The 18,992-nt window shown below is 60.0% G+C and carries 15 protein-coding genes; 5 read left to right on the top strand and 10 right to left on the bottom strand.

The genetic code is table 11. The features are described from left to right. Window positions 1-42: 42 nt before the first annotated feature. The 5 genes from mrdA to purH all read right to left on the bottom strand — a co-directional run bounded on the left by mrdA (window position 43) and on the right by purH (window position 6,515). Window positions 43-1,878, bottom strand: a complete 1,836-nt coding sequence (gene mrdA, locus LJ738_RS00365; RefSeq protein ID WP_227784334.1) for a penicillin-binding protein 2 — start codon at window positions 1,876-1,878, stop codon at window positions 43-45. Window positions 1,879-2,052: 174 nt separating this feature from the next. Next, window positions 2,053-2,580 carry a hypothetical protein gene (locus LJ738_RS00360; protein WP_227784333.1) on the bottom strand — a complete coding sequence of 176 codons (528 nt, stop codon included), beginning with the start codon at window positions 2,578-2,580 and terminating at the stop codon, window positions 2,053-2,055. Next, the gene (gene mreC, locus LJ738_RS00355; RefSeq protein ID WP_227784332.1) at window positions 2,577-3,515 is read right to left on the bottom strand and encodes a rod shape-determining protein MreC; all 939 of its coding nucleotides are present in this window, start codon (window positions 3,513-3,515) and stop codon (window positions 2,577-2,579) included. The genes LJ738_RS00360 and mreC overlap by 4 nt, the downstream gene beginning before the upstream one ends. Window positions 3,516-3,659: 144 nt before the next feature. Beyond that, window positions 3,660-4,685, bottom strand: coding sequence for a rod shape-determining protein (locus LJ738_RS00350; protein WP_046244199.1), 1,026 nt, complete (start codon window positions 4,683-4,685; stop codon window positions 3,660-3,662). A 294-nt stretch (window positions 4,686-4,979) separates the two neighbouring features. Continuing rightward, window positions 4,980-6,515, bottom strand: coding sequence for a bifunctional phosphoribosylaminoimidazolecarboxamide formyltransferase/IMP cyclohydrolase (gene purH / locus LJ738_RS00345; RefSeq protein WP_227784331.1), 1,536 nt, complete (start codon window positions 6,513-6,515; stop codon window positions 4,980-4,982). 167 nt (window positions 6,516-6,682) lie between these two features. Between purH and LJ738_RS00340 the strand changes: the two genes are divergently transcribed. The 3 genes from LJ738_RS00340 to LJ738_RS00330 are packed head-to-tail and all read left to right on the top strand — an operon-like array spanning window position 6,683 to window position 9,297. Continuing rightward, window positions 6,683-7,897, top strand: a complete 1,215-nt coding sequence (locus tag LJ738_RS00340; RefSeq protein WP_227784330.1) for an acyl-CoA dehydrogenase family protein — start codon at window positions 6,683-6,685, stop codon at window positions 7,895-7,897. Window positions 7,898-7,948: 51 nt separating this feature from the next. Continuing rightward, window positions 7,949-8,704 carry a PIG-L deacetylase family protein gene (locus LJ738_RS00335; protein ID WP_227784329.1) on the top strand — a complete coding sequence of 252 codons (756 nt, stop codon included), beginning with the start codon at window positions 7,949-7,951 and terminating at the stop codon, window positions 8,702-8,704. Next, window positions 8,701-9,297: an SAM-dependent methyltransferase gene (locus tag LJ738_RS00330; RefSeq protein ID WP_227784328.1), complete on the top strand. Its 597-nt coding sequence runs from the start codon at window positions 8,701-8,703 to the stop codon at window positions 9,295-9,297. The genes LJ738_RS00335 and LJ738_RS00330 overlap by 4 nt, the downstream gene beginning before the upstream one ends. On the opposite strand, the gene LJ738_RS00325 is transcribed toward LJ738_RS00330, so the two are convergent. The 4 genes from LJ738_RS00325 to LJ738_RS00310 form a co-directional block, all read right to left on the bottom strand. Beyond that, a complete protein-coding gene (locus tag LJ738_RS00325; protein WP_227784327.1) occupies window positions 9,245-10,549 on the bottom strand; it encodes a glycosyltransferase family 2 protein in 1,305 nt (434 codons plus the stop codon). The genes LJ738_RS00330 and LJ738_RS00325 overlap by 53 nt on opposite strands. Before the next feature lie 348 nt (window positions 10,550-10,897). Next, window positions 10,898-12,121 (bottom strand): BamA/TamA family outer membrane protein, encoded by a 1,224-nt coding sequence (locus tag LJ738_RS00320; RefSeq protein ID WP_227784326.1) that lies wholly within the window; start codon window positions 12,119-12,121, stop codon window positions 10,898-10,900. Between the two features lie 124 nt (window positions 12,122-12,245). Next, window positions 12,246-12,566 (bottom strand): (2Fe-2S) ferredoxin domain-containing protein, encoded by a 321-nt coding sequence (locus LJ738_RS00315; protein ID WP_227784325.1) that lies wholly within the window; start codon window positions 12,564-12,566, stop codon window positions 12,246-12,248. Between the two features lie 82 nt (window positions 12,567-12,648). Then, a complete protein-coding gene (locus LJ738_RS00310) occupies window positions 12,649-13,038 on the bottom strand; it encodes an ArsR/SmtB family transcription factor (protein ID WP_068188870.1) in 390 nt (129 codons plus the stop codon). A gap of 101 nt (window positions 13,039-13,139) precedes the next feature. Here LJ738_RS00310 and LJ738_RS00305 point away from each other — a divergent pair, with 101 nt between their 5' ends. Further along, a complete protein-coding gene (locus LJ738_RS00305) occupies window positions 13,140-13,826 on the top strand; it encodes a carboxypeptidase-like regulatory domain-containing protein (protein ID WP_227784324.1) in 687 nt (228 codons plus the stop codon). 107 nt (window positions 13,827-13,933) lie between these two features. Then, window positions 13,934-15,313 (top strand): NAD(P)/FAD-dependent oxidoreductase, encoded by a 1,380-nt coding sequence (locus tag LJ738_RS00300; RefSeq protein WP_227784323.1) that lies wholly within the window; start codon window positions 13,934-13,936, stop codon window positions 15,311-15,313. A gap of 324 nt (window positions 15,314-15,637) precedes the next feature. Here the strand turns inward: LJ738_RS00300 and LJ738_RS00295 are convergent, their stop codons facing one another. Further along, window positions 15,638-18,226: a zinc-dependent metalloprotease gene (locus LJ738_RS00295; protein WP_227784322.1), complete on the bottom strand. Its 2,589-nt coding sequence runs from the start codon at window positions 18,224-18,226 to the stop codon at window positions 15,638-15,640. Between the last annotated feature and the right edge of the window lie 766 nt (window positions 18,227-18,992).

Here is an 18,992-nt window from a genome sequence, read left to right as displayed (position 1 = left end):
GGCCAGGGTTGGGCTGCGTTTGCATTTCGCGCCTATATACGGCTAGTGCAGGTGCTTGGTGAAGTCGCCGTACATCACCCAGTTTTCCCAGGTTTTGCGGTGGGGTGCCACCTTGCCGCGCAGGTACTGCTCTATCATGAGGCCGGCGGCCGGGGCCGCGCTAACGCCGCCAAAACCGCTGTTTTCGATGAAGACGGCGATGGCAATTTTGGGAGCTTCTACGGGGGCAAAGGCGGCAAACGTGGCGTGGTCAAAGCCGTGCGGGTTTTGCACGGTGCCGGTTTTGCCGGCCACCGAAATGCCGAATTGAGCCAACGAAGCCAGGTTGCCGGTACCGCCCTTGCCGTCCACCACCATTTGCATGCCGGGGATGATGTACTTAAACAACGTGGTGTCGACGGCCGTGTAATGCCGCTCGCGGTACTGCGGCAGCGGGCCGCCGTTGCCGATGCCGCGCACAAAATGCGGCGTGTAGTAGTAGCCCCGGTTGGCGATGGTGGCCAGTACGTTGGCCATTTGCAGGCCGGTGATGCCGATTTCGCCCTGCCCGATGCTGAGCGAATACACAGTTTTGAAGTTCCAGTGGTGGTAGCCGCGCAGCTTATCGTAGAACTCGGGCGAGGGAATAAGACCGCGCTTCTCCTGCGACATGTCCACGCCCAACTTCTCGCCCAGGCCGAAGGACTTCACCATTTTCTGCCATTGGCCCAGGCCGAGGCGGGCGTCTTCGAAGCGGTTGGGCGACTGCCCGCGCACCACTGCGGCGCGCATTACCTGGTAGAAATACGGGTTGCAGCTGTTTTTAATGGCAATGCTCACGTTGGCCGGGTACTCGTGCTGGTGGGTACAGTGCACCAGGCGCTGGTTGCATTCGAAGCCCGTGCTGGGCTTTACCACGCCCAACTGCAGCGCCACCAGCTCGTTCACCAGCTTGAATACCGAGCCCGGCGGGTAGGTCGCCATCAGCGGACGGTCGAAGAGCGGGCGGTCGGGGTTGTTGAGCAGGGCCATGTAGCGGTTGCCCGAGCCCTTGCCCGTCAGCAGCTTGGGGTCGTAGTGCGGCGCCGACACAAACGCCAGTATCTCCCCCGTCTTGGGGTCGATGGCCACAATGGAGCCCCGCCGGCCGGCCAGCAGCTTTTCGCCATAAGCTTGCAGTTCGGCGTCGATGCTCAGGTGCAGGTCCTGCCCGGCCACCGAGAGCGTGTCGAACTCCCCGCCGCGGAACTTGCCCTTCTCCACGCCGCGCACGTTCACCATCTTGTACTGCACGCCGCGCCGCCCCATCAGGGTTTGCTCGTAGTAAGACTCCAGTCCCGAAATGCCGATGTTCTCGCCGGCCTGGTACTTGGCGTACTTGGGCTTCTCCAGAAAGGCCGGCGTGATGGCGCCCACGTAGCCCAGGGCGTGCGCCAGGTTGGGCGTGCGGTAGGCCCGCGCCATGCGGTCTTTAATATGAAAGCCCGGAAAATCGCCTAGTCGGTCAAGAATAGCCGCCAAATCGGGCGTGGTCAGGTTTTGAACTATTGGCGAGGGCTTGTTGCGCGAGTATTTTTTAGCCGCTCGCAAGCTGGTGCGCAAGCCTTCAATCGGAATCTGCAGTAGCTCGCAGAAACGGGCTGAGTCGAGCTGCTTCACCTCGCGGGGCACCACCACCAGGTCGTACACCGCGGTGTTCTGCACCAGCAGGTGGTCTTTGCGGTCGTAAATAAGCCCCCGGTACGGCGTCTGAACGATGCGCTGCAGGGTGTTTTTGTCGGCTGCCAGCTTATAAGTGCCATCCAGCACCTGCATGAAAAACAGCCGCGTCAGGAAAATAAGGGCGACTACCAGAAAAATGCCTTGTACGACGTATTTCCGGCCTTCCAGGTATTGCATCGGTTTTCTATACTATAAAAGGGGAAAGGCTGAGCGCAGCCGAAGCATCTCTACTGCTCAACTATTACAATCTCAACTATTACAATCAATGAAGTTAACAGCACACTCGATAAGCTCCCGCAGCGCCAACGCGAGAAGAAGCCTGATGTTCCCTGATAATATTGGGCCAAACCGCTAGCTCCGGCCCCTTCGCACGGGGAAGAACAGCAGTTGCACAATCAACAACGCAAGACTGGTAAAGAGTGCACTCACCAGAATTTTTCCGAGCGTAAGGCCGATGTGGCGGAAACTGCCCAGCTCCAGCAGAAAAAAAGCCGCGTGGTGCATCAGCACTAGCAGGAGCAGGTACACGCTAAACCACTGCCAGCCCATCTGGTGCACGTTCACGGTATCGGCGCTGTCGTAGCCGTCGCGCGGGGTGAGCAGGCGCAGCACCCAGGGCCGCAGGAAGCCGAGCAGCACCGCCGCCGCCGCGTGCAGCCCGCCCGTGTCGTAGAAAATGTCCATCGTGAGGCCCATGCCGAAGGACAGCAGCAGCTGCACTACAATGGGCGTGGCGATGGGCAAAAACAACAGGAAGCCCAGGTAAAAAAAGCACCAGCCCAGGTCGAACAGCACCAGCCGGCTGATGAGCAGCACGTGCACCCCCGCGTAGATGAGAAAGCGTATGGTCTGTATCAGGATAAACCGCAGTCCACTCATGGGCGGGGGGCTCCTTCCACTTTCAGTCCCGCGTGGGCTTCCACGGTGTCGCGCTCGGCCTTGGGCCGGGGCGTTACCACGTACACATGCGTCAGGTTGCCAAAGTTGACGCCCAGTCGCACCCGTATCGTCCAGAAATTCTTGTCGGGTTCTTTGACGAAGGAGTCGATGGTGCCAATGAAGATGCCTTCGGGGAACACCGCGTTGTAGCCAGACGTCACCACGGTGTCGCCCTTCACCAAGCGGGTCTCGCGCAGCACGTTGTCGAGGGTGGCGTGGGTGGGGTCGTCGCCCTCCCAGCGAATGGTGCCAAACGTGCCGTCGCGCTTAATCTTGGAGGCAATGCTGGTTTTGGAGTTGAGCAGGCTGGTGACGGTGGCGTAGTGCTCGCTCACCACTTTCACGCGGCCCACTACCCCGTTGGCCGCTATCACGCCCAGGCCAGGGCGCACGCCGTTGACGCTGCCCACGTTCAACGTGAGGAAGTTGTCCACATTCCGGAGCATATTGTTGATAACCCGGGCCGGAATAAGTGGATAACTTGGGTCCCGGGCCGCTAGCCGCTGCAAACCGAGCAGAATTGTATCGGGCTTGGCCGCCGGCCGTTGGTAGCGAATGCGGTGCAGCGAGTCGGTGAGGGCCGGGGGTACGGCCACCGAATCGGCTTCGCGGCCAATGGTATCGGGCAGGTAGAGCTGCTGGCGCAAGGCGGCATTTTCAGTCGCCAGCTGCTTGTTCATCTCGGCCAAATGGAAGTAGTCGGCCACCTGCGTGCGCTTGGCCAGCACCTGGCCCGCGTAGGAGTTAGCCGAATTAAAAAATGCTGCCCGTTGGTACGAGTTATTGGTGACAAATAAATACAGGCTAATTATTTCCAACAAGCCAAATACCAACACCCCGCGAAAGCGAAACAGGAATAGAAATAAATTCCGCACGGGGGTATTTTAATTGATTACAGTAATTAAGAACGTCATGCTGAGCGCAGCCGAAGCATCTTTACCTCAGTAGTAATTAATTACTCTCGCGGTAGAGATGCTTCGGCTGCGCTCAGCATGACGAACGGGTACTTTAGCCCAAAATTACGTCAGCAGTACGCCTTTAAAGGCCTGAATGTCTTTAATGGCCTTGCCGGTGCCACGCACCACGGCGCGCAGCGGGTCTTCGGCAATGTGAATGGGCAGCTTGGTTTTAGCCGCCAGGCGCTTGTCGAGGCCGCGCAGCAGGGCGCCGCCGCCGGTGAGGTGAATGCCGTTCTCGTAAATATCGGCCGACAATTCGGGCGGCGATATTTCCAGGGCTTTCAATACGGCTTCTTCAATTTTTGCCACCGATTTATCGAGGGCAATGGCAATTTCCGAGAAGGTCACTTTAATTACTTTCGGAATGCCGGTCATCAGGTCGCGGCCGCGCACTTCGTGGTCGGGCGGCGGCACGTCGAGCTCGGTAAGGGCGGCGCCTACTTCAATTTTGATGCGCTCGGCCGAACGCTCGCCGATGAGCAGGTTGTGCTGCCGGCGCATGTAGTCGAGAATGTCCTGGTTGAAGACGTCGCCGGCCGTTTTGATGGACTGGTCGCACACAATACCCGACAAGGCAATCACCGCAATTTCGGTGGTGCCGCCTCCGATGTCGATAATCATCGAGCCCACGGGCTGCTCCACGTCGATGCCGATGCCGATGGCGGCGGCCATGGGCTCCTGAATCATCCACACTTCCTTGGCCCCGGCGTGCTCGGCGGAGTCCCGTACGGCGCGCTTTTCTACTTCGGTAATGCCCGAGGGAATGCAGATGACCATGCGGTGCGAGGGCTGAAACAGCCGGGTCCGCGTGTCAATCATCTTAATCATGCCCTTAATCATTTCCTCGGCGGCGTGGAAATCGGCAATAACCCCGTCTTTCAGCGGCCGGATGGTCCGGATGTTGTCGTGGGTTTTTTCGTGCATCTGCTGGGCCTGGCGGCCCACCGCGATGACTTTATTCGTGGTTCGGTCTTTTGCAATGATGCTCGGCTCGTCCACCACGATTTTATCGTTGTGAATGATGAGCGTATTAGCGGTACCCAGGTCTATGGCTATATCGCTGGTAAGGAAATTAAAGAAACCCATTGAGTTAGCTGCAATAAGGCGAAGCCCCGGCAGGAGCCTGGGCAAAATAATGGGCAAAGGTACGGAAGGTTTTGGCTGAGGTTAAACATAACTTCCGGGCTGTCTGAGCAGCCCAAGCCCAACCGTCGGCGCCCGAGCAACGGCACCCTCCGTGCTTTAGGCCCCAAGAAGCTGTTGGGGCACGCCGCACAAAAAAAGCCCCGCCGGCTTGGTAGCTGGCGGGGCTTTTTTTATTTCTAATTAGTGGAGCTAAAAAAGGCGAAATGCTGTCCTCTCCCGCCCCTCAAAATTGGGCTAGTGCTTGAAGTGGCGCACGCCGGTGAGCACCATGGCCATGCCCAACTCGTCGCAGGCGCGGATGCTGTCGGCGTCTTTGATGGAGCCACCGGGCTGCACCACGGCGCGAATACCGGCTGACCCGGCAATTTCCACGCAGTCGGAAAAAGGGAAGAAGGCATCCGACGCCATCACGGCGCCGTGCAGGTCGAACCCAAAGCTGCGGGCCTTCTCAATGGCTTGGCGCAGGGCATCTACGCGGGAGGTTTGGCCCACGCCGGACGCCAGCAGCTGGCCCGCCCGGGCCAGCACAATGGTATTGCTCTTGGTGTGCTTGCAGATTTTACCGGCAAACTCCAGCGCCACCGTTTCCTCTTCGGTAGGAGCCGACTTCGTAACGACGCGGAAGTTGGCCGCGGTTTCGGTCTGGCGGTCAGCATCCTGCTCGATAAAGCCGTTGAGCAGGGTCTTAACCTGCTTGGCTGGGAACTGCACCGGCTTTTGCCGCAGCAGAATCCGGTTTTTCTTGCTTTGCAGCACGAGCAGGGCATCGGCCGCGAAGCTCGGGGCAATCAACACCTCGAAAAACAGCTGGTTGAGCTCGGCGGCCGTGGCTGCGTCCACTTCCTTATTGACAATGATGACGCCGCCGAAGGCCGAAACCGGGTCGCAGCTCAGGGCGTGCAGGTAGGCGTCGTGCAGCGTGGCGGCCTGGGCCACGCCGCAGGCGTTGGTGTGCTTGAGGATGGCGCAGGCAGGCTGGCCGTCGGCAAACTCGGCCATCAGGGCCACGGCGGCGTCTACGTCCACGAGGTTGTTGTAGCTGAGCTGCTTGCCGTGGAGCTGGTCAAACAGGGCCGAGAGGTCGCCGTAGAAAGTGCCGGCCTGGTGGGGGTTTTCGCCGTAGCGCAGCGGCGTGGCGGGCTGGGCGCTGATGCGCAGCACGGTACCGGCCACGGCGGTGCCCTGGCTCAGGTAGCCGAAAATTTCGGTGTCGTAGTGCGAGGTAGTGGCGAAGGCAGCGGCGGCGTACTGGCGGCGGTCTTCGAGGTCGGTGGCGCCGTTTTTGGCCATTAGCAGCTCGGTTACGGCGGCGTATTGGTCGCGGCTGCTCACCACCAGCACGTCACGGTAGTTTTTGGCGGCGGCGCGCAGCAGAGAGATGCCGCCGATGTCAATTTTCTCGATGACGTCGGCTTCGTCGGCGCCGCTGGCCACGGTTTCTTCAAAAGGGTACAAATCGACCACTACCAGGTCGATGGGCGGAATGCCGTGCTGCTCGGCCTGGGCCAAGTCGCCGGCCTCGTGGCGGCGGTGCAGAATGCCGCCGAATACCTTCGGGTGCAGGGTCTTTACGCGGCCGCCAAACACCTCCGGGAAGCCGGTAAGGTCTTCCACGGCCATTACTTCCGCGCCCTCGTCTTCCAGGAATTTCTGGGTGCCGCCGGTGGAGTACAGCGTCACGCCGTGCTGCCGCAGCACCTGCACCAGGGGTGCCAGCCGGTCTTTGTGGTACACGGAAAGCAGCGCGGCGCGAATGGGACGGGATGACATAAATCGGGCGAATAAGCAGGGCGGAATTGCCGCCGCAAAGGTACACCGGCCGTTCGGCGGGCACCTAGCGTGAGCATTACCGATTTATTACCACCCTGCCCGCTGTCGGTTTCATCATAACCTAAACATTAGCCCCTTTTTCAAATTATACTTTAAGAGTTTCCCTCTTGCCTCCTACGCAGATGCCCGCCCAGCCTTTACTTTATTCTGGTGCCACCCCGGAGCTAATACGGGCTAAGCCCAAGCGGGCGGCCCGCCCCGCCGCGCCGCGCCTGGCTAGTCCGGCGCAGGCAGAAACCGCGGCAGCCCAACTGGCCCCTCGCCTGTTTGCCCAAGCGGCCGAGACGGATGTGGTGGGCGCGTTTCCTACCCAGGAATTCGACTGGCTGCAGGCGGCCGGACTGCTCACCGCGGCGCTGCCGCCCGCGCTGGGCGGCGCGGGCCTGCACCAGCCAGCCGCCACGGGGCAGCTACTGCAGGTACTACAGCACATCGGGCGGGGCAACCTGGCGGTGGGACGCCTATATGAAGGGCATGTAAACGCGCTGCAGCTCATTCAGCAGCTGGGCAGTGCCGCGCAGGTGAGCCGCTACGCCGCCGATGCCCGCGCCGGCCGGCTATTCGGCGTCTGGAATACCGAGGACCCGGCCGAGGGCGTGCGCCTGGAGCCTTTGGCAGGTGGCCGCTACCGCCTGCACGGCGCCAAAACCTTCGCCTCCGGTGCCGGCCACCTGGCGCGCCCGCTCATCACCGGGGCCTTGCCCGATGGGCAGGGCTGGCAGCTGTTTGTGCTGCCGGCTGATACCCAGCCGCCGGCAATGGACCGCTCCTTCTGGCGGCCGCTGGGCATGCGCGCCACCGCCAGCTTCCGCGCCAATTTGACCGGGCTGGAGCTGGGGCCCGACGACTTCATTGGCGAGCCCAACGCGTACTACCGGCAGCCGGCCTTCAGCGGCGGGGCCATTCGGTTTGCCGCCGTGCAGCTGGGCGGGGCCGAAGCGGTGTTTGAGGAAACCCGCGCTTTCCTGCGCGGCCTGGGCCGCACCAACGACCCCTACCAGCGCCAACGCCTAGGCCAAATGGCCATTGGGCTGGAAAGCGGCCGGCAGTGGCTGCGCGGCGCCGCCGAGCACGCCACCCGCCCGGGCGCCACCACGCCCGAAGCCGCCGACGCCACCGTGGCCTACGCCAACATGACGCGCACCGCCATTGAAGCCATTTGCCTCGACATGCTGCAGTTGGCCGAGCGCAGCGTAGGAGCCCGGGGCTTCCTGCAGCCCCTTCCTTTCGAGCGGCTGCACCGCGACCTCACCCACTACCTACGCCAGCCCGCTCCCGATGGCTCTTTGGCCGATGTGGGCCGGTTTGTGCTGGAAGCCTAACAGCAACCACCCGGGGCCATCTGGGGTAGAATGGGCTGGCACCTTCCATTCATGGCTCGTTCTCCCGTACTGCCTTTCTCTTCGTATCCGGTGCGGCCCGGCAGCTTCGCGGCTACTTTGGGCTCAACCGTGGTCATTGCGCCGCACCCCGACGACGAAGCCCTGGGCTGCGGCGGGCTTTTGGCCTTGCTGCGCCAAGCTGGGCAGCCGGTAGCGGCCGTGCTGGTCAGCGATGGCACCATGTCGCACCCGGCTTCCGAGCGGTTTTTGGCCCCCGCCCGCCGCGCGGTGCGTGAAGCAGAATTTCAGCAAGCTCTCGGCAGCCTGGGCATCATGACTGAGCCGCTTTTGCTGGGCCTGCCCGATAGCCTGGTGCCCGGTTCGGCCGCTGAGCCGGGCTTTACCGAAGCGGTAGCTCAACTCTGTGAATTTCTAACGCGCCACCGGGCCGCTACCGTGCTGGTGCCCTGGCGGCGCGACCCCCACCCCGACCACCGTGCCACCAGCCAGCTGGTGCAAGCCGCCCTGGCGGCCATGCCGGAGCCACCCCGCTGCCTGGAGTATATAGTGTGGGCCTGGGAACGGGCCGCGCCCGACGACCTGCCTGCCCCCGAAGACGGCGTGCGCGGGTTCCGGCTGGATATTGGGCCGGTGGTGCCGCAAAAGCAGCGGGCCATTGCCGCCCACCGCTCGCAGGTGGCGCCCGGCATTTTCACCGATGACCCCTCCGGCTTTCTGCTATCTCCCGAAATGCTGGCTCATTTTACCGCGCCCTACGAAGTTTATTTTGAGGCCCTTGAATCATGAATCAAAACCAGCCCAACTCGCTGCCGCCCGAATACTTTGACCACGTGTACCGGGCCAACCGCGACCCGTGGAACTATGAGTCCAGCCCGTATGAGCGGGATAAATATGCCGCCACGCTCGCGGCCCTGCCCCACCCTACCTACGCCGAGGCGCTGGAAATTGGCTGCTCGCTGGGAGTGCTCACGGCGCAGCTTGCCGCGCGCACGGGCCAACTGCTGGCCGTGGATGTAAACGAAGCCGCCCTGGCCCAGGCGCGGCAGCGCTGCGCCGACCTGCCCCACGTGGACTTGCGGCTCATGCAGGTACCCGAGCATTTCCCCGGCCAGCAATTTGACCTGATACTGGTGTCCGAAGTGGGCTACTTCTGGTCGCCAGCTGATTTGGCCCGGGCGGCCGATAAGGTGGTGGCCGGGCTGCGCCCCGCGGGCCAGCTCCTGCTGGTGCACTGGACCCCGGCCGTGCACGACTACCCCCTGACCGGCGACGACGTGCACGAGTTTTTCCTGCAGCAAGCCGCCGCCAACGGCCCGCTGCGCCACCTCACCGGGCAACGGCACGAGAACTATCGCCTCGACCTTCTGGAAAAACGCTAGCCTCTGCATAAGCCGCCCCCAGCGCTTCGCCCCGCGGCTGGTAGTGCCTGATGAGCTGGGGCAGCATGCGCAGGGCCTGCGACAACGGGATGGCCGATACCGCGGCCGACCGCGCGGTGGGCAGCACCGCCTCCCACAGCTCCCCAAACGTGGCGGCGGCTTGCATATGCGCCAGCAGCGTGGCCGCGGGCAGCCCCAGGCAAATGGCCAGGGCATCGAGACGGCGCGGGGAGCAGCCCGCCCACCGGTGGCGCAAGTGGCGCCGCGCCTGCCACAACGCGGCCAATTGCAAGGGGTTATCTACCTGCGGCTCGTACTGCCGCTGGCTCATGCGGAGCCATTCGCGCAGCTGCCACGACAGCCCCACTTCGACCCGGCCCTGCTGGCGGCCGGAGGTGAGCACCTGCACCCGGGGGCTGTGGCGCACGGCCAAATCGTGCCGCAGCAGGGCCTGGCAGAGGGCTTCGTCCTCCAGAAACCGGACGGCGGGCAGGCCGCCCACCTGGCAGTAGGCCCGCGCCGTCAGGGCCAGGCTGGCGCCAAAGTGCTGATGGTGGCGGGGCCAGGGGTCGGCTGGGTTGGGGTCGATGAGGTCTTCCAGGCGGGCACACATCAGGCGGTAAGCTGTGTCGCGGTCTTTGATGCGGCGCAGCGGCAACAGCGCCGGCGCATTTATCTCGGTAAGGATGCGGCCGCCCACGGCATCGGCCCCGGCCGCAATTTCGGCCTGTATGGCGGCCACCCAGGTCGGGGCCACGCGGGTATCGGCATCGGTGCTGGCGATGATGCCAGCGGTGCTGCCCACTTGCTGCAGGCGTGCGCAGGCCACGTCCATGAGCAGGCAGCGGGCCCGGCCCACGTGGGCATGGGGCTTGGGCAAATACAGGCTGGCCACGTGCAGTGGCAGGTGCGGGTACCGCTTCGCCTGCTGCCGCACCACGGCGGCCGTTGCATCGGTGCAGTTATTGGCCAGCACAATGACCTCGTAGCTGCCCGGGGGCAAGGGCTGCCCGTGCCAATCGGTTTGGGCAGCCAGGGCGGCCAGGGTAGCCGGCAGGGAATCCGCTTCGTTTTTGGCCGGGATGATAACGCACACCTGCAAGCCGGCGTGCGGGGGCGGCAGCTGCCGGTGGAGCAGCTCAGCATGGCGGCCCCTACGCGGCACGGCAGGCCGGAAATTAACCTGAACCTGCGGGCCAGGGGCCGTGGCTTCGTGGGAGCCAAGGAAGCGGGCAGGCGCAGCGTGTTCCATCAGGCCTATCTACGCCAGCAATTATCAAAGGATAATGCTTAGCTTATACTTAAAGCGGTTTATTTTATGTATTCCGAACAGTGAATAAATGCTTTTGTTCTGATGGCCAGGCCATTTTAAAATCTTTCTCCGCTCCAAAATATATACTCGCCAAGCCGCTGCGCCCCCGCTATAATCCAACTTCGCCCCGTGGCAGCTGCGCCGATTGAGCTAAAATCTGCTCCCATCGGCCACCTTCCGCCCTTGCCCACGGTAGCTGCGAAGCTGCGTACCCGGCTTGGTCACAAAAAATCCCCTCCTGCTTCCAGGAGGGGATTCGTTGGGCTAAATCAATCGCTCAGGATTGGCCTAAAACGCTTCGCCGATGGCAAAGAGAATGCCCGGCTTGCTGCCGGTACCGCCGGCATAGTCGAGGCGCAGATTGAGCCGGTCGCGCCGGATAAAGTTGAAGCGAATACCGGCCCCGCCCGCAAACTTGGTTTGGTTGAGCTCGAAGGTGTCGATGTAGTTACTCACATTGCCGACGCCGCCGAAGATGGCCCCGTCGAGGCGCCAGAACAGTTTCTGGCGCAGCTCGGCCTGGAAGGTTATCATCTGCCGGTCGCGGAACCGCTGTTCGTAGATGCCGCGCATCAGGTTGGCGTTGTTGTACAAGCTACCGCCCAGGTTGGCGCCCAGGCCGGCCAGTTCCCGGAAGGGCACCTCGCCGGTATGGAACTGCCCCAGGAACTGCAGGGCCAGAATGGTGCGCTCAGAAAACACCGGCTGGAAATGGCGGGCATCGAGTTGGTAGCGCACAAAGCGGTAATCGGAGCCCAGGCCCGTGCCGTTGAAGATGACGCTGGCATCGAGCAGGTTGCCGTGGAAGGCTGCCAAGGGCACGTCGCGCGTGTCGTAGGTAATGACGGGGCCGAGGCCCGACACGTGGGTGTCTTCCCGCTCGCGGGGCGTGAGCCGTGGGTCGCGGAAAAAGACGTTGATATTGGTGCCCTTGGCGTCTACCGTGCCAGCCGGAATTTCAATGTTGCGCATGCCCGTGAAGCGGTACTGCGCCCCGAAAAACACCTTCGGCGCCACCTGCTTCTGGATGCGCTGGTTGACGATGAACAGCTTATAGGCCGTTTCCGACTCGTCATCGCTCAGGCTTCTGGGGCCGGTGCCGTAGTAATACAGCAGAATGTCGTAGGCGCTGATTTCGCCGTTGAGGTAAAACTTCTCGCCGGGCGTGTACACCGTGTGTACCAGCTGGATTAGCGACTGTTTTTTCTGCGTAGTCCAGTACTGCGCCCGGATGTTGGAAGGGCGCGTGAGGGTATCGCTGGAAAAGCGCCCACTCAGCAAGCCGCCCAGGCCATAGCCAAAGCCGGTTTCGGCCTGGTAAAACAGCACCGGAATGGGCAGAATCGTGAGGCGCTTGGTTCGGTCGACGTCCTTGACCCCGCGCACCAGCTTAGCCGGCGGGTCGGCGGGGGCGGGGGTGGCCGTAATGACGGTATCGGGAGGCGCAACGGGCTGGGCGGTGGCGGCAAAGGCCAGCCCGGTCAGGACCAGGGCTGCGTAAGGGAAGCGCATGAATAACGGGGTAAAATCTTTGGGTTGAGCTAACAACGGATTCCCCATGCCTACGGTTTGACGGCAGGAGGATTTCAGCCGCCAAGTAAGCAGTTAATTATCAGGTTTTCGGCCCCTCCCCCGTTTACTGGTCCAGGTGCAGCCGCTTCACCACGTGGCCGCGGCCGATGTGCTCGGCCACCAGCTCGGCGGCGTCGGCGGGCCGCACGTTGCCGTACACGGTGCCTTCGGGATACACAATCAGGGCGGCGCCGGGGCCTTTCTTGCAGTTGCGGCACAGGTCCAGGCAGTCGCAGGTTTGCACCTGGGTACGCACCTTCTGGCCTTTCACTTCCTGCTTTTTCAGGCCCTGGTGCTTCAGCTCTTTTTTCAGCGCTTTGGCCACGTCTTCCCCCACGCCGGACTTTTGGTTGGTGCAGACAAAAAGGCGGCGGTCGGTGCTCATGGCGGTAGAAAAAGTAGCGCGGACTTTGTAGTCCGCGCGGAACGATACCCGAACGGCCCAGGCGCGGACTACAAAGTCCGCGCTACTTTGCCCCGTGCCAGTGCCGGTTCTGGAGCTTATACGCAGCCAGCTCGCGGTTCGACCAGAGCGTTTGGTACACTTGCTGGTCGTGCAGCAGCTGCGGGTCTTTTTCCATAAAGCCAAGCAACTCCTGGAGCAATTCGGCCGCCTCTTCCTTCAGGAAATAGTACATCCAGTTGTCGAGGCGGCGCACGTTCACCAAACCTGCATTCTTTAAGTACGATAATTGCCTACTGGTTTTGGTCTGGGTGAAATCCAGCACTTGTTCCAGGTCGGCCACCACCATTTCGCGGTTGCGCCAGAGCAAATGCAGGATGCGAACCCGGCTTTCGTCGCCCAACGATTTAAAAAGTTGCTGCCCAAAAGCAACCGTGAAATGTTTCAAGCGCATCTGCTGTCTGGGAAGGGACGTGCGCCCTTCGTTCTAATCGCCCAAAGTTACGGCCGGCCCCGAACCTGGCCGCCGTATATTTGTCTTACCTACCCCTGAACATGCCTGATTTATTGCGCCTTCGTCGCTTCTCTTTCTTTTTTGCTGTGGCCTTGCTGGGCGTGCTGCTCCTGGCCGCTCCCTCGGCGCACGCGCAGGGCACGCGCCGCATCATCCAGTTCACGGGCATTGTGGCCACCGGCGACAGCCTGCTGGGCATCCCCGGCGCCACCATCTATGTGCCCAAGGCCGGCCGGGGCACGGCTTCCAACGCCTACGGCTATTTCTCGATGGCCGTGCTGGCCGGCGACAGCGTGGTGATTCGCTCCCTGGGCTACGCCAACCAGACCATTGTCATCCCGGCCGATTTTCAGCGCCAGAGCTACTCGGTCATCATTCAAATGCGGGAAGACGCCACCATGCTCGGCGAGGTGCGGGTATTTCCCTACACCACCGAGCGCGACTTCAAAAAGGCTTTCCTGGCCTTGCGCCTGCCCACCGAGCGCGGCAGTGCCGCCGCCGCCAACCTGAACGAGCAGCTGATGCGCCGCATCTTCAACACCCAGCCCATGGGCGCCGTGGCCAACTTCCGCCAAACCATGGACCGGCAGCAGTACAACTACGACGCCCGCCAGGGCATGGCCCCCAACCAGTATTCCAACAACCCCTTGCTCAACCCCTTCAGCTGGCTCCAACTGATTCAGCAGGTGAAAAAGGGTGAATTCAAGAAGAAGGACACCGACGAGTAAGCCCCTGGCTTAGCTCAATTTTCGGCCATTGGGGCCAGCTCAACGGGCTGGGGATAACCTCTTGAGGGCTTTGTGGGTAAAGCAAGAGCTAACTTTTGCTTTATTCCATGGATACCAATCTTCCCTCGTCGGCTCAACCACGCGTTGTCATCATCGGCTGCGGATTTGGCGGCCTGCGGCTGGCCAAGGCCTTGCGCCATGCCCCCGTGCAGGTAGTGGTGGTCGACCGCAATAATTACCACAACTTCCAGCCCCTGCTCTACCAGGTGGCCACCGGTGCCCTCGAGGCCGACAGCATTGCCTACCCCATCCGCAAGATTTTTGCGGGCCAGAAGAACTTCTTCTACCGCATGGCCGACGTGCACCGGGTGGAGCCCAGCGCGCGAATGGTGGTGACCAGCGTCGGCGACATCCGCTACGACTACCTGGTGCTGGCCACCGGCTCGCTCACCAATTTCTTCGGCCTGGAAAGCATCGAGCGCAATGCGATGCAGATTAAGAGCATCCCCAACGCCCTGAACCTGCGGAGCTTCATCTTCCAGAACTTCGAGAAAGCGCTGCTCACCGAAAACCCCGAGGAGCGGCAGGCCCTGCTCAACATTGTGGTGGTGGGCGGCGGCCCCACCGGCGTGGAAATCAGCGGGTCGCTGGCCGAAATGCGCAAGCACGTGCTGCCCAAAGACTACCCGGAGCTGGATTTGCGCACCATGCAGATTTTTCTGGTCGAAGCCGCGCCCGTGCTGCTGGGGCCCATGTCGCCGGCCTCACAGGCCGACGCCAAGCGCTACCTCGACGAGCTGGGTGTGAAGGTGCTGCTCAACACAAGCATCAAGAAATTTGAAAACTGCCGGGCCTACTTCTCCGATACCGAGTTTATTCCGACCGAAAACCTGGTGTGGGCCGCCGGCGTGAACGGCGCCGAAGTGCCCGGCCTGCCCGCCGAGGTCATCACCCGCAACAAGCGCGTGACGGTGAACCGCTGGAACCAGGTGGTAGGCCTTGCCAACGTCTTTGCCATCGGCGACGTGGCCAACATGGTGACCGAGGACATGCCCCGCGGCATGCCCATGCTCGCGCCCGTAGCCCAGCAGCAAGCCGACCAGCTGGCCAAGAACATCGAGCGGCTGCTGCGCGGCGAAGCCCCCAAGGATTTTGTGTACACCAACAAAGGCTCCATGGCCATTGTGAGCCGCAACAAAGCCGTGGTGGACCTGCCCAAGAACGTCCACTTCAACGGCTTTTTCGGCTGGCTCACTTGGCTCTTCGTGCACCTGATGACGCTGGTGGGCTTCCGCAACCGTGTGGTGGCCCTGGTGGACTGGGCCTTTAGCTACTTCAACTCCGACCAGGCCCTGCGGCTCATCATTCGCCCCTTCAGCCGCCGCGACGTGAAGGACGACAAAGGCAAGAAAAGCGCCGAACACCGCACCGCCACACCGGAGTACAATCCCACGCCGCCGGCTATTCAGACACCGGTAACGGGTTGAGCTGGCTGGTTGGTGGAAACCTCACCCCCGGCCCCTCGCCCGCGGAGAGGGGAGCCGGATATCTTCGAATAAAAAAGCCCCAGCTCAATATTGAGCTGGGGCTTTCTGTTGTAAAAAGTGGTGGTGGTAAAACAGGAGGCGACTTGAAGTTGTGGCGAGTCGGCGGTTATGCTCGTCAATGACGAGTTGAATGCGCACGGGGTGCTTTCTTTTGGCCTTCGAGCTAAAAAATACAGTTGTTAATTAGATATTATTGGACTTAATAAAAGAGAGCTGCCCCTGATTTTAGGGGCAGCTCTCTTTTATGAATTGTTGGTTTTTTCTTTAGCCCTTCGGATTTAGGGCTTCCTCTATCCTATCCGAAATATCCTGTAAATGGTAGCTGCTTAAGGAATCTTTTTGGCTGGGTAACGAAGATTTTACGAGGGCATTAATATTACGTAGCTCAGCTTTGGCCACGGAAACTACATCACCGTATTTCGCATTATTGGCGGCGATGGTGTTGCCAGAAACTGGCGTACCCACCGGAGAAGCTGGCGCGGGTTTAATCAATTCCATTAACTTCTCAACGTAAATTTTCTGCAGGTTGCGGCGGTATACATCAATGGGTTGGTTGATTTTAACCTCTTTAAAAATAGAGTTATTTATATCCGTAAAAAACGAAGTTATTTTGTATGCTTTGTCCCCATCAAAGGCCTCGCCGGCAATTAATTTAGATAACGTATTGTTGCTAATTAAACGGGAAAGGATATTTTCCTGACTCCGCGACACCACCGATAAAGGGTTGCCGCCAATATTATCCAACACCGGCTTGTCTATTAGCCACAAAGGCGTAGTAAATAAATTTTTGTCTAAAAAAGCCAGCGCTTCTTTTTGCGTGTCCGCCGGAGTGCGTTCATAAACCGGGCCCGCCTGATCAACGGTTTTCGGGTTTTCGTAAATACCCCCAATATTTTTGGCCACGTGGCCCAAATAGCGATTGTATTGCGTGGTTAACTGCCCGTACATGGTTTCCAGATTTTTGTAGTCTTCGTTGGGCTCGCGGGTCCAGTCGGGTAGTTTGGTTAATATGTATTGTAAGTTCTTAATACCGTACTCGCTGGCTTTCATGGCGTTGTCGCCTAAATCTTCGTTTTGCGAGTGTGGGTCGTCCAGGTTGGTTTCCGTGCCAAACCATTGCCGGCGGTTTGTTGATTTTGCTACCGTTAGTTTATTTAAAGTGCCTACTTCATCGGCGGCGCTTTTGGCATTCGGCAATACTTTATACCCCCACTCTATCGCCCACAAATCATAATCACCGATGCGCGGGTAAATGCCTTTCGCGGTAATATTGTCTCCGGGCTGGGCGACGTAGTTAAAGCGGGCGTAATCCATGATCGAAGGCGTATGGCCGTTGGCTTCTACCCACTTTTTATTCCGCAGGTTTTCCACGGGCACCGTGGAGCTGGAACCGTAGTTATGACGCAACCCAAGGGTGTGGCCCACCTCGTGCGACGAAACAAACCGGATTAAATCGCCCATCAGTTCGTCGCTGAATTCCATTTTACGGGCCCGCGGATCAATCGCCGAAGCCTGAATCATGTACCAGTCGTGCACCAGTTTCATGACGTTGTGGTACCAGTTTATGTGGCTTTCCATTATTTCGCCGCTGCGGGGATCCGAAATACTGGGGCCGCTCGCATTGGATATTTCTGAAGGTTTGTAAACAATGGCCGAGTGCCGGGCATCGTCGAGACTCCAATTGGGGTTTTCTTTTGCGGTGGGAGCCACTTTGCCAATAATGGCATTTTTAAAACCGGCTTTTTCGAAGGCTTTCTGCCAGTCGTTTACACCCGCTATCAGGTACGGCACCCATTTTTTGGGAGTAGCCGGGTCGATATAAAATACTATCGGGTCGCGCGGTTCAACCAATTCGCCTCTTTTGTAGCGGGCCACGTCCTGGGGTTTGGGTTCCAGGCGCCAGCGTTTCACCATCTCAATATCTTTTACGCCCTGTGGGTTGGTGTCAAAATCGGTATAACCCACGGTAAAATAACCCACCCTCGGGTCGAAGTAGCGGGGCTGCATGGGTTTTTTAGGCAAAACCACCAGCGACGTGTTTACTTCAATGGTAGCAGAACCCGTCAAATTGTTCGGTCCGCTCCCAGCCGCCGGCGCCGGCGTTCCGGGGCTGCCCGGGGCCGGGGTAAGCGCTGGGGCAAGCGCGTAGGTTTTAACAGTGGTTACTTCGACGTTGGTTGGGAAACTGCGTACGTTTTCGATGTAACTCCGGTCGCCAATAAAATTACCCAGCCGGATGCGGGTTTTGGCGACCGCCGAACTGAACGAGAATATTTCGTTTTCACCGTTAATATAATCGGTAACATCAATTACGCTGCCTTTATTATTGGGGGTGTAAGCGGCAATATTAAATGCTGCTACAATGGCTTGAATATTAGAGCGCCGCACGGCCTGGTACATGGCCTTGGTACTATCGGGGCTGTAGGTGCTAAACGATATTTTGCGCAGAAAAACGCGGTTATTCGGCCCTTTCTCGAATTGAATGACCGAGCTGCCAATCTGGTCGCCGGCGTAACCGGAGGCAGCACGCACTTCGGCACCGGCTTTCGAAATCCGGTTAACCACCAGTATTTCCCGGCCCATAACCGAATCGGCCAGCTCGAAAAAGTATTTATCGTCGACTTTATGAACTTTAAAGAAGCCGGCTCTGGTAATTGCTTTATCGGTAATTACCGTTTTGTACGGTTTGGGCTGCGATTTCTGGGTGGCGTTGCCCTGCAGTCCGGCGGCACCCGCCACTTTTTTCACCGAATCGATAACGGTAGGAACCGGGGCGGGCGTTGGGCGGTCTTGGCTGTAAGCTAGGCTGCTAAGGGTGGTAAACAGACCTATTATTAGTAACTTTTTCTTCATGTAAATTTGTTGGGTTGTGCTTATTTAGTGATTTTTAGCTAACAAACCGACGGCAGGAAATACCAAAGGGGTATTTTTTATTCTTTCCTAAGCAGGTTTATTATCCCGCAATATAACTTATTTATAAGTTTAAATAATCCAAATTTTTTTAGGCAGTGGTAAAGTAGGAGGTGATTCGCGCCTTGGGTGTATGCTTTAACCCGCGTTCACCTGTGGCCAGTGTGGTAGCACGGCGGTGCGCAAAACGGCAGCCGCAAGGGCCAGCCCGCGTACCAGTGCACGGCTTGCCGCCATCAGGCCCTGTTTGTTCCGGCTGCCCTCGGCAACGCCCAGGCCTACGCCCAGGTGGCGACGCTCTTGCTGGAGCGCGTCTCGCAACGCGCCATTGTGCGCCTGACGGGCGTCGCGCGCCCGACCATCGTCAAGCTGGCAAAAAAAAGCGGCGGCCACGCCCCGGTTGCGGCCCAAACCGAGCCGACCGCGGGTCTCGAACTCGAGGAGAGGTAGCCGTTTGTGGGCCGCAAGAAGCACAAAGGGTGGCTTTGGCTGGCCATTGAGCGGCACAGCCGCCGGATTGTGGCCTGGGTGCCGGGGTGCGGCCACCTTGCGCCGCCTGTGGGCCGCCTTACCGGAAGAGTATCAGACCGGTACCTGGTACTTTACGGACGAGTCGGAGGCCTACGGCCAAGTGCTGCCATCACTCACGAGCGCATCGGCCCGGCCCGAAAGGCAGTGGGCTGACCAGCATCGAAGAAGCCACCAATTG

It is taken from the genome of Hymenobacter plasmatis (assembly GCF_020711255.1).
GTDB lineage: Bacteria > Bacteroidota > Bacteroidia > Cytophagales > Hymenobacteraceae > Hymenobacter.
This window is presented reverse-complemented; position numbering and strand designations above follow the sequence as displayed.